Origin of the sequence: Vibrio metschnikovii CIP 69.14, assembly GCF_000176155.1 — a bacterium.
In the GTDB taxonomy this organism is placed as follows: Bacteria; Pseudomonadota; Gammaproteobacteria; order Enterobacterales; family Vibrionaceae; genus Vibrio; species Vibrio metschnikovii.
In genome coordinates, this window is the sequence record NZ_ACZO01000004.1 from 1 (window position 1) to 15,676 (window position 15,676).

A 15,676-nucleotide genomic window follows, 5' to 3' on the forward strand; every position below is an offset into this window, starting at 1 on the left:
GCCAGTTTCAAATGCAACTCCGAGGTTGAGCCCCGGGCTTTCACATCTGACTTAACAAACCACCTGCATGCGCTTTACGCCCAGTAATTCCGATTAACGCTCGCACCCTCCGTATTACCGCGGCTGCTGGCACGGAGTTAGCCGGTGCTTCTTCTGTCGCTAACGTCAAAGAATACCGCTATTAACGATACTCCCTTCCTCACGACTGAAAGTACTTTACAACCCGAAGGCCTTCTTCATACACGCGGCATGGCTGCATCAGGCTTGCGCCCATTGTGCAATATTCCCCACTGCTGCCTCCCGTAGGAGTCTGGACCGTGTCTCAGTTCCAGTGTGGCTGATCATCCTCTCAGACCAGCTAGGGATCGTCGCCTTGGTGAGCCATTACCTCACCAACTAGCTAATCCCACCTGGGCATATCCTGACGCGAGAGGCCTTGCGGTCCCCCTCTTTGGTCCCTGTTCATTATAAACAAGGGCATCATGCGGTATTAGCCATCGTTTCCAATGGTTATCCCCCACATCAGGGCAATTTCCCAGGCATTACTCACCCGTCCGCCGCTCGTCAGCAAAGAAAGCAAGCTTCCTTCCTGTTACCGCTCGACTTGCATGTGTTAGGCCTGCCGCCAGCGTTCAATCTGAGCCATGATCAAACTCTTCAATTTAAGTTCTTTTTGGCTCAATGAATACTGACTCTAAATTACCTAGCTCCTATAAATAGAAGCGTAATTCAAAGCTATTATCGTTCCAACAGAACGATAATGAATTGACTGTGCCGATAGTGCTAAAAGCGCTATCAATTTGGTCACTCAGTTCATTGAAACCGAAGTGCTTATTGCTAAGCATTTTGATTATCATCAACGAGTGCCCACACAGATTGATTGGTTTAAATTGTTAAAGAGCTGGCTTGCGAATCTCTCGTTGAGCTTCGAAGCGGAGGTGAATTCTAGCGAGTTAATTTGAAGAGTCAAACACTTTTTCAAATTTTCTTTTTTAGAAGCTTTCCCTCAACCAACACTGCCTGAAGCCTTGCGGCGTCTGCCGTGTCAGTGAGGGCGCATTATAGGGATAAAATTCAGGTTGGCAATAGTAAAAACAAGAAAAAAGCACACAAGCGAATCAAGCGCTCAATAAACCATCAAAAAACTGAATTCACCCGATTTATTGACTGATTTCGACCTTGGTCAATAAACAAAGAAGGCTATGCCACGAGCATAGCCTTCATAAAAAAGAGTTACTGATGAGCGACGATATCACCCTCTTTAACATCAAGATAGATTGGTGTACCAGGAATAAATTGCCCTGATAATATCGATTTTGCTAATGGATTCTCTATTGTTTGCTGAATAGCACGTTTTAACGGTCTTGCACCATATACTGGATCAAAACCAATGTGGGCAACAAGATCTAACGCGTCATCGCTAACAATTAATCCATAATCTTTATCCGCTAAACGTTGACGTAAACGCTCTAACTGAATAAAGGCAATAGATTTAATCTGCTCTTGAGCTAATGGATGGAACACCACACTTTCATCAATCCGGTTTAAAAACTCGGGACGAAAATGTTTGCTCACGACCTCCATAACTTGCTCTTTCATAGTCTGATAATCCAAATGAGCAAAATTTTCTTGGATGCGTGATGACCCTAAATTCGAGGTCATGATCACTACCGTATTACGAAAATCAACGGTTCGACCTTGACCATCGGTTAATCGACCATCATCGAGCACTTGTAATAAAATATTGAACACATCAGGATGCGCTTTCTCAACCTCGTCCAACAACAATACGGAATAGGGTTTACGCCGTACCGCTTCAGTCAAGTATCCGCCCTCTTCATAACCTACATAACCAGGAGGCGCACCAACAAGACGAGCTACTGAATGTTTTTCCATAAATTCAGACATGTCGATACGCACCATGGCATCTTCACTATCGAACATGAAATTAGCCAGCGTTTTACAAAGCTCAGTTTTCCCTACACCCGTTGGACCTAAGAATAAAAAAGAACCTATTGGGCGATTAGGATCCGATAATCCAGCTCGACTACGACGAATAGCATCAGCAACCACCTCAACCGCCTCCGACTGCCCGATGACACGTTGATGTAAAAACGTTTCCATCTGCAACAGCTTCTCTTTTTCGGCTTCCAGCATTTTCGCAACAGGAATCCCCGTCTGTTTTGACAATACTTCAGCAATTTCTTCATCGGTAACTTTATTGCGTAACAAGGTCATCTCTTGCATTTCAGCTTGAGTCGCTAAATCTAGCTGTTTTTCTAGTTCAGGAATCCGTCCATATTGTAACTCAGACATGCGGTTTAAATCACCAGCACGTCTTGCCACTTCTAAATCTAAACGCGCTTGTTCTAATGCTGATTTAATGTGTTGCGTTCCCGATAACGCTGCTTTTTCTGTGTTCCAAATTTCTTCTAATTCTGAATACTCGCGCTCTTTTTCTTTTAACTCATCATTAATAATGCCCAAACGCTTTTCGCTCGCATCATCGTGTTCATTGCTTAATGCTTGCTGTTCAATCTTCAATTGAATGATTTTTCGTTCCAATTTGTCGAGCACTTCCGGTTTCGAGTCCATTTGGATACGAATACTCGAAGCGGCTTCATCGATTAAATCGATCGCTTTATCTGGTAATTGACGATCGGAGATATAACGATGCGATAATGTTGCCGCAGCAACAATCGCAGGATCGGTAATCTCAACATGATGGTGCAATTCATAGCGCTCTTTTAACCCTCTTAGGATCGCCACCGTATCTTCAACGCTCGGCTCATCGACTAAGACTTTTTGGAAACGACGCTCCAATGCCGGATCTTTTTCGATATACTGGCGATATTCATCGAGTGTTGTCGCGCCAACGCAATGCAATTCTCCACGCGCCAATGCCGGTTTGAGCATATTCCCGGCATCCATCGAGCCTTCACCTTTACCCGCGCCGACCATGGTATGTAATTCATCAATAAATAAGATGACATTACCTTCTTCTTTGGCCAGCTCGTTCAGCACCGATTTTAAACGCTCTTCAAATTCACCGCGATATTTAGCTCCTGCAACTAAAGCGCCCATATCAAGAGACAGAACTCGCCGACCGCGTAGCCCTTCTGGTACTTCATTATTAATAATTCGCTGTGCTAAACCTTCGACAATGGCGGTTTTACCAACACCAGGTTCACCGATGATCACTGGGTTGTTTTTCGTACGCCGTTGCAATACTTGAATGGTACGGCGAATTTCATCGTCACGACCTATCACCGGGTCTAATTTGCTCTGCTCAGCTCGTTCAGTCAGATCAATCGTGAATTTTTCTAAAGCTTGACGCAGTTCTTCGGCATTAGGATCATTAACTTTTTGCCCACCACGGATAGTTTCAATCGCTGCAGAGAGCTTTTTCTCACTCAATCCAACCTCTTTTAATAATTGACCAAGAGGTCCTTTATCTTCGATTGCCGCTAGCAAGAATATTTCAGAGGAGATGTACGCATCTTGGCGTTTTTGTGCCACTTTATCACAGAGATTAAATAACGTACCCAACGCACCAGATAGCTGAACATCACCACCAATCCCACTCACTTTAGGGAGCCTGTCGAGCATCTCGCCTAGTTTTGAGCGTAACTGTGCCACGTCAATATTCAACATGGTTAACAACGGACGAATAGGGCTGCCATTTTGATCGAGCAGTGCCACCATTAAATGAACTGGCTCGATATACTGATGATCACGACCTAGAGCCAAAGACTGCGCATCAGAAATGGCTATTTGAAATTTACTGGTAAATCTATCAAGACGCATAACCACCTTCCTAATCTCATTCAAGAGAAACTAATCACATAGAGAACATGGTTACGCAAAGAAGATATTTCAAGTCAAAGAGGATAACTTTATGAGCAAAAAACACGCTATATAAGCGCTATAGAACAAAGGACAAAGGACAAACTTAAAGTGACTAACAAGCGCTAGCTCGTTAGGTGACAAAAAAAGGTTAACTATACAGAGTCAGATTTTAATCATGAAACCGTGCTATTTTGTCTGGCTATTCTATCCAGATGAAGCAAGCCTGTCGGCCTGTTACACCATCGCGGCGGTACGAATAAAATTGTTGATCATGTTGATAAGTACATAAATCACTTTTAATCACCTGATCAATACCAATTTTTGCTAAACGTAATTGTGCAAGTTGAGCGATATCGGCCAACCATTTTCCACAATTTGATGTTGCTGAAAAAGCCCTTTGCGCATGACTATCATAATCGCAAAAAGCCTGCCTAACTTCGTCACCAACCTCAAAGGCTTGAGGACCAATCGCAGGACCAAGCCAGATTAAAACATCATCAGAAAACTTGTCTAGAGCCTGTTCCACAATCCCTCCGGCTAATCCTCGCCAACCCGCATGAACCGCGGCAACTCGAGTACCTTGTATATTGGTAATCAATACTGGTAAACAATCAGCTATCATGGCTGAACAAACGACACGCGGAGTCGAAGTGACAAGACCATCAGCATCCAGCACTTTATGACTAGGCTGGCTGACTTCAATCACTCGAGTGGAATGTGTTTGATTAAGCCAGATAGGCGAGGATGGCATCTGACAGTATTGTTGCAACCAGTCGCGATTCCTTGTCACTATCGACGGATCATCCCCAACATGCATGCCAACATTCAAACCATCGTAAGGCGGTACAGAAAATCCACCATCACGGGTTGAACAAAACGCTTTCACATTGTTAGGCGCTGGCCAGTTAGGAATGATCACCGACATGGTTTAATACTCTTGCGAATAGTTTAGTTTAGCATCTTCACGTAGCGCTTCTGTCATAATAACCATATCATCGGGCACCGGAGCATGAAACTCAAGCTCTTCGCCAGTGATCGGGTGTTCAAATTTTAACATTACGGCATGCAGTGCTTGTCTATCAAAAGCTCTAATCATTTCTGTGAGCTCAGGGGTTGCTCCTTTAGGAATACGCGCCCGACCACCATAAGCACTGTCACCTAACAACGGATGTTGCAGATAAGCCATGTGTACTCGAATTTGGTGAGTTCGGCCGGTTTCTAAACGCAAGCGAATCCGGGTATGTTCACGAAAATGTTCTGCGACACGATAATGCGTGACCGCAGGTTTGCCCATTTGATTCACCGCCATTAAGGTACGCTTTGTTGAATGACGACCGATTGGTTTATCAATCATGCCACCCGCGGTCATTTTACCGATCGCAATCGCTTCATATTCACGGGTAATATTGCGTTTTTGCAAATCTCTTACCAAACGTGTTTGTGCTGGTACTGTCTTTGCGACCACCATTAAACCTGTCGTATCTTTATCAAGACGATGCACAATCCCTGCACGTGGCACTTCGGCAATCGGTGGATAATGAAAGAGTAAAGCATTTAATACGGTCCGATCTGGCGTTCCCGCCCCCGGATGAACGACAAAATCTCTGGGTTTATTGATCACCAAAATATCGTCATCTTCATAAACGATATTAAGTGGAATATCTTGCGCTTCCCAGCGTTGTTCATCTTCTAGCTCGGCTAGAACGGTAATGCACTCTCCCCCCATCACTTTGGTCCGTGGTTTAGTGACCACCGTTCCATTGACTGTAATTTTGCCATCTAATAACCACTCTTTAAGACGAGAGCGGGAAAAATCGACAAATAATTCTGCTACCGCTTGATCTAAACGCTGACCAAGCTGGCTTTCTTTTACTGTTTGAGTTAATTCAATCTGCTGAGCCATATCGAACTTTTTTAAAAACCGTGAGACTAATAGCCACGAGTGTGGAAAAATATGTTTTCATTGTATCTGTTACTGATCGGAAAGTAACGAAACGATTTACGGAGCAAGCTCGCTCCAAGTTTAAGAAGCTTTATTGCAAGGAACCTAACCCTGACATGAAATACCAAACTTTATCAGGCTTACTCGCATTATCTTTATTAGTTGGCTGTTCAAGTAAAGAAGAGATTGTCCCTGACGTTCCACCCGCAGAGTTGTACAGCGATGCTCAAACCTCATTGCAAAGCGGTAATTGGTTAACCGCCATCGATAAGTTAGAAGCGCTAGACTCTCGCTATCCATTCGGAGCGTATTCAGAGCAGGTTCAGCTGGACTTGATCTACGCTTACTATAAAAATGATGATCTCGCTTTAGGGCTTGCGACCATTGAACGTTTTATTCGACTCAATCCCACTCATGAAAAAATGGATTGGGTTCTGTACATGCGCGGCTTAACTCATATGGCCCAAGATCGAAACTTTATGCACGATCTATTCAACATTGACCGTAGTGATCGCGACCCTGAACCGGTAAAAGCCGCTTTCGCAGATTTTAAGCGTCTACTCGAACGTTACCCAAACAGTTTATACGCTAATGATGCACAACAACGCATGATTGCTTTGAAAAATCGTTTAGCTGAATATGACTTAGCGACGGCTGATTTTTATTTACGCCGTGAGGCTTGGATCGCCGCAATTAATCGAACTCAAGAGCTACAGAAAACCTATCCGGGTACTGAAGCGGCACGCAAATCCTTATCTATTCAGCTAAAAGCCTATCAACAACTAGGCTTGACGGATGCGGCCGAGCGAACCAAACAGCTAATGCAACTGAACACTCTTCCTTAAGCTTAAATTCAGTATCATGATTACCCCTCAGTTCTATAACTAAACGACTGAGTTATGGGTAAGCGAAAAATCAATGCCCCAACTTGCATTAATCAATAATGCAAGTGGGGGCATCGTGACTCAAGTGGATAAGTAACAAAGGATTAAATCGTAATAAAGCGAAGCATTAAGGAAGCTATATGGCATTTTTTAGGCCGTAACAAAGCGCTAAAATAGGTATAATATTTAGTGATTCCACTCACCAATCTAGCGCTTTCTTTGATAATAACAAGTCTTTTTATCCACTATTCCTACCACACTTTGCGAAAGATCACGTTTGCTTTCAAGCGTCTCAACACCCAACAAAAAAGAGATCTGGATCACATTATTTTATCCAGAAACCTGTAATCTGAAGTTAACCCATAAGGGATGCAACAGAGGAAAACACTATGCAAATGAACATCACTGGCAAAAACATTGAAATCACCTCTGCAATCCGTAGCTACATTGAGAGTAAGTTTAAAAAGCTCGAAAAATGGCAAGTCGATATTACCGGTTGCCAAGCAAGCTTTAGTGAACAACCCAATAAGCAGAAAAAATTTGAAGCGACGGTCACTATCCCGAAAGGTCAACTAGTCGCTTCTGCAATTCACGAGGATCTCTATGCCGCGATTAATGAAGTTGAACAAAAATTAGAGCGACAGCTCAATAAATTGCGCCATAAACCCGATGCTCGTCGTACCGAGAAACCTGAAATTGTAGAAGTCGAAGAATAATCTTCCCCTGTTATCCATTTAGCGCCTTAGGGCGCTATTTTTTTGCTTGACGCTGTTTACTGGCTTGCTTATTGTGTCCATTCAGTCGCTAAGGTAGCAATAACCGATGTTAACCTCTCATTTTCTGTTTGTTTTTAACTTCTTTTTTCTCCAATAATCTTGGAGGCTTGCTCGTTTAAAGAAAATAAGTCAAAAACGAACAGACAGAAAGCCTCCCATCGGGAGGCTTTTTTATAAGGATTTAGTTATGACCAGCCCAAAACTGTCACTAGAAGAGATTCGAGACCGATTAAACACCATTGATAATCAGCTACTTAAGTTGCTTTCCGAACGTCGCCAACTGAGTGTCGAGGTCGCCAAGAGTAAAGTACAAACTTCAAAGCCCGTACGCGACCCTGTTCGAGAGCAGCAACTATTGGTTAAGTTAATTCAAATCGGTAAACAGGATTATCAATTAGACGCCCAATACATTACCAAACTGTTCCATACGATTATTGAAGATTCCGTATTACTGCAGCAAGCTTATTTACAAAACCTAGCTAATCCACAAAACCGTAAGCCATTGGCTAGAGTTGCTTTTCTCGGTGCGAAAGGCTCTTACTCACATCTTGCGACCCGAGAATATTTCAGCCGTAAAAATACTGAGCTTATCGAACTCAATTGCGAACAATTTAGAGACATTACCAAAACCGTTGAATCCGGCCATGCGGATTATGGTGTTTTACCGATTGAAAACACCAGTTCAGGCTCGATTAATGAAGTTTATGACTTACTTCAACATACCACCCTATATATCGTCGGCGAGATCACTCAACCAATAGAACACTGCTTAGTAGCCACACAAGATATCCGCTTAGAAGCGTTGAAAATTCTCTATTCACACCCACAGCCACACCAACAATGCAGTGAGTTTTTAAGTCGCTTGCAAGGGGTCAAACTAGAAACCTGCGCTAGCACTGCCGATGCGATGAAAAAAGTACAACAACTGCAACGTGATGATGTTGCAGCAATTGGCAATGCAGCAAGTGGCAAATTGTATGGCTTACAATCGATTAAAACCAATATCGCTAACCAAACAGAAAACCATACTCGGTTTATCGTCGTTGCCCGTAAACCGATTGAAGTCTCAACTCAAATTCCAGCAAAAACCACCCTGATTATGTCCACGGCACAAGAGGCTGGCTCATTAGTCGCCACCCTATTAGTGCTCCAACGTTATGGTATTAATATGACCAAACTGGAATCCAGACCTATCATGGGTAATCCGTGGGAAGAGATGTTCTATGTCGACTTGCAAGCTCATCTGGATTCAGACGAGATGCAAAAAGCACTCAGTGAGCTAACTAAACTGACCAAACATTTAAAGGTGCTTGGCTGTTATCCTATTGAAAATATTAAACCCACTCAGGTTAAGTTAACCCCAGCGTAAAAACACTGCTGATGGTGCAATATCTAACAATATTGAGTGACTGATAAGTGGGAAGCACGTCAGTCACCATTAATATAGATAACCATAGTGATTGAAACGAACGTAGCTATACCCAAACGACTTGGAGTTGCAGGTAGACGGCAAGTAAGTAAATCCCGATGAGCATAGGCAAACTATGTGATTGGGGAGCCAACACCGCTACAACTTCAAGTAGGAGGGGATAACACCGCAACAATTCAAGTAGCAACAACATATTGACTAGGAAATAAAGAGAATCACAACATGTCATCAAATCAAGCCATTATCCACATCATCGTCGCTTCACTGAATCCTGCCAAAATTAATGCCGTCAAAAGCGCTTTTGAGCAATTATTTCCTAATCATACATTGCAATTACAGGGCGTAACGGTTGATAGCGGTGTTGCTGCTCAACCAATGAGCGATGAAGAGACCAAACAAGGCGCACTTAATCGAGTACACCATGCCGAACAAGCTCATCCAGGAGCTGATTTTTATGTGGGCTTAGAAGCCGGCATTGAACACGGAATGACGTTTGCTTGGATGATCGTTAAATCGGCAGAACAATATGGAGAATCTCGTTCTGCCAGCTTAATGTTACCTCCTGCCATTAACCAACGTTTACACGCCAATAATGAACTTGGTGAGATTATGGATGAAGTATTTGGTACCGATAACATCAAACAAAAAGGAGGAGCGATCAGTTTACTTACTCAACATCACTTAACTCGTAGCTCAGTTTACCATCAGGCACTTATTTTAGCGTTAGTACCATTTTTGAACCCTGATTTGTTTTTATCTGCAGGTAACGATCTGAAAAAGTAGTTGGTAGGTTAAGCTTATACTTATGCGGTATAAACAAATAAGTACAAGCTTAACTTAATAAAATAAAACGTTTTTTTCTGGTTTACTGCGAAATGATTCATATCACGGCAAGTAATAAATCGCGCTACTTCAGTAATAACGCCGCCAAAGCTTCACGCTCTGTTAATGAGCGGGATTTCAGCTCATTAGACCCACGAGTAATGGTCGCTACGCCCACTCCTAGAAGTTGGCTCATTTGTCGTTGAGATAACTCCCCTTTCAGTAACTCACAGAGAATATTAACTCGTGCAACTAATGCCTCTCGTTCATCAGGGGTCATTAACATGGTCAGTAGCATCTCATGTTGATCGAGTGATGCTGCTTGTTGCACCAAGGTTAATAATTCGCTCCAGTCACTGTAATCCGGTTGTGTTGACATGGTTGTACTCGTTAAGTGATACATGATCCGTATTGTAGAACAGACTGCGAGGGAATCAATACATAGTCTGCAACTCATTGTCGGTTAAAAATGGGCCATTTACTCCCATCACATCGCGATAGTAAGTTTCAAACATCAACACGTTTTGGATATAGCCTCTGGTTTCGCGAAATGGAATCGCCTCAATAAACGCATAAGCATCTAACTGACCTTGAGTCTGTTCTCGCCAGCGATCGACTCGGCTGGGGCCAGCATTGTAAGCAGCAAAAGCTAAAATACGATTATTGTTGTATCTCGCCAATAAATCATTCAAATAGTGACTGCCAATTTCAATATTTTTACCGACTTGGAAAAGCTCATCCTCATGTTGATAACTTAAACGATATTTTTGCGCGGTATAGCGAGCCGTTGTCGGCATGACCTGCATAATGCCCCGAGCACCAACAGGAGAACGCGCTTCGATATCCATCGCACTTTCTTGCCTCGCCAACGACATCAAGGTAATCGGATCAATACCATGTTTCTCTCCATAAAAATTGAACCACCATTGATGAGCGAGAGGAAAACGTAACTGAGTGTTATCCCATAAATTAGCCGATATCGTCGCGCGGACCGTTAAATGATACCAATGTTGTGTGGCAGCATAGACCGCGAGCATCTCTTTGCTGGGTTGTTCCACTCGCTGCAATAGCCAATTCCATTCGCTCTTCGCTGCGGCGATTTTATCGCGCTCAATCAACTCACCGATGCGAATGAGCTCTGTTTGATAAGGTTTAATCAACTCGCGATTTAAAGAGAGCGTCGAACTTGGGTATTGAATAGATTGTTGTAATGCTTCTGCTGCAGCAACACTATAAAAATTACGTAACCCGAGTAAGCTACGCATTCTTTTCAGTCCCTGTTCCGCTTGTCCTGCTTGTAATTCACTGCGTGCTAACCAATATTGCCAACGCGTTGAAGCTTTATCTTCTGCGGGTAATTGCTCTATCCACTTAGCTATTCCCTGCCAATCCATACTGCGCAACGCTAAACGTATTCGAGTTTCAATTAAGTGGGTATTATCACTGCCCATAATCATACTATCGCGCCATTGTTGAAGCTCAGGTGGTTCGACACTCATCATACGTAAAGCGATATATTGCCCAGTCCGAGCACGCAACGAATCCGACCAATCTAGCTGTTTATCAACTAATATCCATAACCGTTGGGCTTGAATCGCATCGGCTCTCGCTGCTTTTTCTAACGCCAGCTCCACCTGACGATACAACAGGGTTTTATCGCGATACTGGGTAATAAAACTCACTACCGTTTCAGGTTTGTCGTACAAGCCGATCATTGCCAACGCTTCTGCATGTGTCGGTTTGCCATCCAGCTTACTGGCTAAATGACGCATTAATGACCGATTTCGCCCTTCAAAAGCCAATAGCATACGTTGTAAAACTAGACTATCCGTCAAGCCACCTTGCTGCTCCCACACCGTGAAGAGCGGATCGCAAGCCGAAGAAACACTTGCGCCACTTTGCCACAGCGCTTTAGCGCCAACGAAGGCTTCGTTGTAACGCCCAGTTTTTAACTTGGCATGATAATAGTGACAGCGATACGTTTCTCCATTGGGTTCATTCGGTGAAAACTTCAACATCTCCGCCCACTTTCCCTGACTCGCTAAAGCATCAAAATAAGGTGCACTGATCCGATTTGAAAAAGGAAATGTTTTATGACTATCGATAAAATTACGCACCACAATCGGAGATTTATCACCTAAATCAATCAAAAAGCTCCGATAGTCGAGATATGGTGTTAATGGATAATCGGCTATCTGTTTGCGCGCTTTTTTGAAACGTGTGACATCTTTATTATCTAACCATTGGTGTGCTTGTTCATACAATTCACGTTGCGCTTCTAAGTCTAAGGTTTTGCTAACCCCTAAGTGACTAAAACTCATTGCACCGATCAAAACGCAGCCGAGCAGCATTGATGAACTGTGCTTATGCCGTTTCAATAAAACCCGATACCCCATTGCGATGATCCCTTCTATTTCCCTTTCCCAATTCACATTATTACGCAGATTCTTCAGCGAAATGTAAAGGTGTAAGATGTAAACTTGAAGTCAATAGTAATAAAAAACCTTAATCTACTTGTTGCATTTAATTTTCTTACACATTGTGTGGTTCATTTCCCCAGTCAGAAACCGTCAACCAAGCAAAATAACTGGCTGACGAGTAACAAAAGGATTAGCTTTGATATAGAATAATGGCTTTGTTCTGTTTGAAAGATTAGGAATGATCGGCAATGGCTGAATACGTCTATACCATGTCGCGGGTGAGCAAAGTTGTGCCTCCTAAGCGTCAAATCCTCAAAGATATTTCGTTAAGCTTTTTCCCTGGTGCTAAAATCGGCGTGCTTGGCCTCAATGGCTCAGGTAAATCGACACTCCTACGCATTATGGCAGGGATTGATCAAGATTTTGATGGCGAAGCTCGTCCGCAACCCGGCTTAAATGTGGGATACCTTCCCCAAGAGCCTGTCTTGGACGAAAATAAGACGGTGCGTGAAGTGGTTGAAGAAGCGGTTGCTGATGTGGCCCATGCACTCAAGCGACTCGATGAAGTCTACGCCGCTTATGCTGAACCGGACGCAGACTTCGACGCCCTAGCCAAAGAGCAAGGCGAGTTAGAATCGCTGATCCAAGCCAAAGATGGTCATAATTTAGAAGCCGCTCTTGAGCGCGCCGCCGACGCTTTACGTCTGCCTGAATGGGATGCCAAAATCGCCACTCTATCAGGTGGTGAACGCCGCCGAGTAGCGATTTGTCGTTTACTGCTTGAAAAGCCCGATATGCTACTGCTCGATGAGCCCACCAACCACTTAGATGCTGAATCTGTGGCTTGGCTTGAGCACTTCTTGGTTGATTATAGCGGTACTGTGGTGGCGATTACCCACGACCGTTACTTCCTCGATAATGCTGCAGGTTGGATTTTAGAACTGGACCGTGGTGAAGGTATTCCATGGCAAGGTAACTACACGTCTTGGCTAGAACAAAAAGATGAACGTTTGAAACAAGAAAAAGCTGGGGAAAGTGCCCGTCAAAAAACTATCGAAAAAGAGCTAGAATGGGTTCGTCAAAATCCAAAAGGTCGTCAAGCTAAATCTAAAGCGCGGATGGCTCGCTTTGAAGAGATGACCACTGGCCAATACCAAAAACGTAACGAAACCAATGAATTGTTCATCCCACCTGGTGAGCGTCTCGGTGATAAAGTGCTAGAAGTCAACAACCTAACCAAATCGTTTGGTGATCGCGTACTGATTGATAATCTGTCATTCAGCATGCCGAAAGGCGCGATCGTTGGTATTGTCGGTGCTAACGGCGCCGGTAAATCAACCTTATTTAAAATGCTTAGTGGCGCTGAGCAGCCCGATTCAGGAACCATTGAGTTAGGTGAAACGGTTAAATTAGCTTCGGTCGACCAGTTCCGTGACAGCATGGATGACAAGAAAACGGTCTTCCAAGAGATCTCTGAAGGCGCGGATATCATTAAGATCAATAACTTTGAAATTCCAGCGCGAGCGTACTGCTCTCGCTTCAACTTTAAAGGTAATGATCAGCAAAAAATCATTGGTGAGCTATCTGGGGGGGAGCGTAACCGCGTCCATCTAGCCAAGCTGCTTAAAGCGGGAGGCAACGTCCTACTGCTCGATGAACCAACCAACGACTTAGATGTTGAAACCCTACGCGCACTCGAAGAAGCCTTATTGGGATTCCCAGGCTGTGCGATGGTGATTTCGCACGACCGTTGGTTCCTTGACCGTATTGCCACTCATATCCTTGATTATCGGGATGAGGGACAAGTGAACTTCTATGAAGGTAACTATACCGAATATATGGAATGGCTAAAGCGCACGCTTGGCGCTCAAGCGGCTGAGCCACATCGTATTAAGTACAAACGGATCAGCAAATAACCCGTTGCCCAGATTAAAGCTACCTTCGGGTAGCTTTTTTTGCTCTGCACAAAACCTTATTTCGTGCGCCAAATTCGAGTTAAGGCACCTGCACTCTGCTATGCTTAATGCGTACTCATTACGCAATTGTAGGACTTATGATCGAACGTCGACAGTTTTCACGCATCCTTTACCAAGCGCCAGCAATGTTACAGCAAGGCGATATACAGCTCACGACTTGTATCCACGATCTCTCTTTACGAGGTTTACTCTTGTGGGCCGTCGATGAACCCAATTTAGATAGCGATCAGTTAGTAGACGTGGCGTTTACCCTGCCGGAAAGCGAGATCACGATTCGTTTAAGCGGACAATTGGTGCGGCAAAATGAGCGTATTCTGCATATCAAGATAGTTCATATTGATTTAGAGAGTATCGCCCATTTAAAACGCCTAGTAGAACTCAATATCGGTGATGACGAGCTTTTACACCGCGATTTAGAACATTTAGTGACTGAGGCTCCATAACGTTTCTCAACGTTGCCAAGCATCGCTGGCGTGTTTAAGTAAGTGCTGACTCTCTTGCATAAACTGCTGAGAATAGTCGCCAAACCAATCGCTCACTTGGTTAAATTGGCTAACAAAACCTAGTTTATCCCCTTGTTTAAGCAAGCCGACCGCTTGTTCCAAACTATCCTGAAAACGGCCAATCATCTCAATATTCTCTTGCGAAGATAAAATAATATCCGCGTATAAATTTGGGTCTTGCCCAAACAAACGCCCGACCATCGCCAATTCGAGACGGTAAATCGGTGAGCTTAATTTAAGCAACTGTTCAATATTAGGATTAACTTTACTTAAATGCAGACCGTAAACAAATGAAGTGAAGTGACGTAATGCTTGAATTAAGGTCATACCTTGATCGTGCTCTTGGGCATCAATGGCACATAAACTCGCTCCCCAAATCGCAAATTGGTCCAGCAGCCATTGATACTGCTCCACTCCTCGGCCATCACAATACACGATGACTTGCTTTGCTAAGCTTGGAACATCAGGTCCGAACATCGGGTGTAAACCAACCACAGGGCCAGAATGAACCTTCAACATGGCCGCCAACGGCTTCGATTTAATTGACGTTAAATCACATAAAATACAATCGGAAGGGAGTTGATTGAGTTTCTCAATCACATCGACAGTCAAATCTATCGGTACTGTCACCACCACTAAACCTGCATTATGTAAGAGTTCATCGGCGCGATGCCAATCTTGGCTACCCAGTACTTTGACCTGATAACCGGATAAATCAAACATGCGAGCAAACAGGCGACCGAGTTGACCATGACCACCGATGATCACCACTGAGCGTAATTCAGGCTTTAAACATTTAAAACCTGAGTCTTTCTCACTGGCGTAAGACTCGCGCATGGTTCGGCGTAAAATATCTTCGATTAATTGTGGTGGCACACCTTGTGCTTCAGCTTCAGTACGGCGCGACGCCAGCATACTCGCTTCCCGTTCTGGAACATAAATCGGCAATCCGTAACGGCTTTTGACCTCTCCGACTTGCTCAACTAATGCTAAACGGCGAGCCAGTAAATCAATCATCTGTTTATCCAATGCGTCGATTTGTTCCCGTAATGCATTCAACTCTTCAGCCATCGTT

At 43.8% G+C, this 15,676-nt stretch carries 12 protein-coding genes, 1 rRNA gene and 1 other annotated feature; of the genes, 6 read left to right on the top strand and 7 right to left on the bottom strand.

Annotated features, from left to right (window positions below):
- The 4 genes from VIB_RS01180 to rluD form a co-directional block, all read right to left on the bottom strand.
- A 16S ribosomal RNA gene (locus tag VIB_RS01180) occupies positions 1-664 on the bottom strand; the annotation flags it as partial.
- Between the two features lie 569 nt (positions 665-1,233).
- Positions 1,234-3,807, bottom strand: a complete 2,574-nt coding sequence (gene clpB, locus VIB_RS01185) for an ATP-dependent chaperone ClpB (RefSeq protein WP_040903771.1) — start codon at positions 3,805-3,807, stop codon at positions 1,234-1,236.
- Positions 3,808-4,048: 241 nt separating this feature from the next.
- On the bottom strand, positions 4,049-4,774 hold the full coding sequence (gene pgeF, locus VIB_RS01190; protein ID WP_004394103.1) for a peptidoglycan editing factor PgeF: 726 nt from the start codon (positions 4,772-4,774) through the stop codon (positions 4,049-4,051).
- 3 nt (positions 4,775-4,777) lie between these two features.
- Positions 4,778-5,752: a 23S rRNA pseudouridine(1911/1915/1917) synthase RluD gene (gene rluD / locus VIB_RS01195; RefSeq protein WP_004394104.1), complete on the bottom strand. Its 975-nt coding sequence runs from the start codon at positions 5,750-5,752 to the stop codon at positions 4,778-4,780.
- A gap of 155 nt (positions 5,753-5,907) precedes the next feature.
- Here rluD and VIB_RS01200 point away from each other — a divergent pair, with 155 nt between their 5' ends.
- From VIB_RS01200 to yjjX, 4 genes are all read left to right on the top strand, one after another.
- Complete coding sequence (locus VIB_RS01200) at positions 5,908-6,636, top strand: outer membrane protein assembly factor BamD (RefSeq protein WP_004394105.1); 729 nt, start codon at positions 5,908-5,910, stop codon at positions 6,634-6,636.
- A gap of 428 nt (positions 6,637-7,064) precedes the next feature.
- Entirely contained in the window at positions 7,065-7,391 is a 327-nt protein-coding gene (hpf, locus tag VIB_RS01205; protein ID WP_004394106.1) for a ribosome hibernation-promoting factor, HPF/YfiA family, read from the top strand.
- Positions 7,392-7,502: 111 nt separating this feature from the next.
- Positions 7,503-7,627, top strand: a sequence feature (Phe leader region).
- A gap of 11 nt (positions 7,628-7,638) precedes the next feature.
- Positions 7,639-8,820 (top strand): prephenate dehydratase, encoded by a 1,182-nt coding sequence (gene pheA / locus VIB_RS01210; RefSeq protein ID WP_004394107.1) that lies wholly within the window; start codon positions 7,639-7,641, stop codon positions 8,818-8,820.
- Between the two features lie 282 nt (positions 8,821-9,102).
- Positions 9,103-9,663, top strand: coding sequence for an inosine/xanthosine triphosphatase (yjjX, locus tag VIB_RS01215; protein ID WP_004394108.1), 561 nt, complete (start codon positions 9,103-9,105; stop codon positions 9,661-9,663).
- A 124-nt stretch (positions 9,664-9,787) separates the two neighbouring features.
- Here the strand turns inward: yjjX and trpR are convergent, their stop codons facing one another.
- Both trpR and VIB_RS01225 read right to left on the bottom strand, forming a co-directional pair.
- Positions 9,788-10,081: a trp operon repressor gene (trpR, locus tag VIB_RS01220; protein ID WP_004394109.1), complete on the bottom strand. Its 294-nt coding sequence runs from the start codon at positions 10,079-10,081 to the stop codon at positions 9,788-9,790.
- Between the two features lie 55 nt (positions 10,082-10,136).
- Positions 10,137-12,098, bottom strand: coding sequence for a transglycosylase SLT domain-containing protein (locus VIB_RS01225; protein WP_004394110.1), 1,962 nt, complete (start codon positions 12,096-12,098; stop codon positions 10,137-10,139).
- Positions 12,099-12,370: 272 nt separating this feature from the next.
- On the opposite strand from VIB_RS01225, the gene ettA reads away from it, so the two are divergent.
- Positions 12,371-14,038 (top strand): energy-dependent translational throttle protein EttA, encoded by a 1,668-nt coding sequence (ettA, locus tag VIB_RS01230; RefSeq protein ID WP_004394112.1) that lies wholly within the window; start codon positions 12,371-12,373, stop codon positions 14,036-14,038.
- Positions 14,039-14,175: 137 nt separating this feature from the next.
- Positions 14,176-14,541 carry a PilZ domain-containing protein gene (locus VIB_RS01235; RefSeq protein WP_040903853.1) on the top strand — a complete coding sequence of 122 codons (366 nt, stop codon included), beginning with the start codon at positions 14,176-14,178 and terminating at the stop codon, positions 14,539-14,541.
- Positions 14,542-14,547: 6 nt separating this feature from the next.
- On the opposite strand, the gene tyrA is transcribed toward VIB_RS01235, so the two are convergent.
- Positions 14,548-15,672 carry a bifunctional chorismate mutase/prephenate dehydrogenase gene (tyrA, locus tag VIB_RS01240; RefSeq protein WP_004394114.1) on the bottom strand — a complete coding sequence of 375 codons (1,125 nt, stop codon included), beginning with the start codon at positions 15,670-15,672 and terminating at the stop codon, positions 14,548-14,550.
- Positions 15,673-15,676 lie beyond the last annotated feature (4 nt).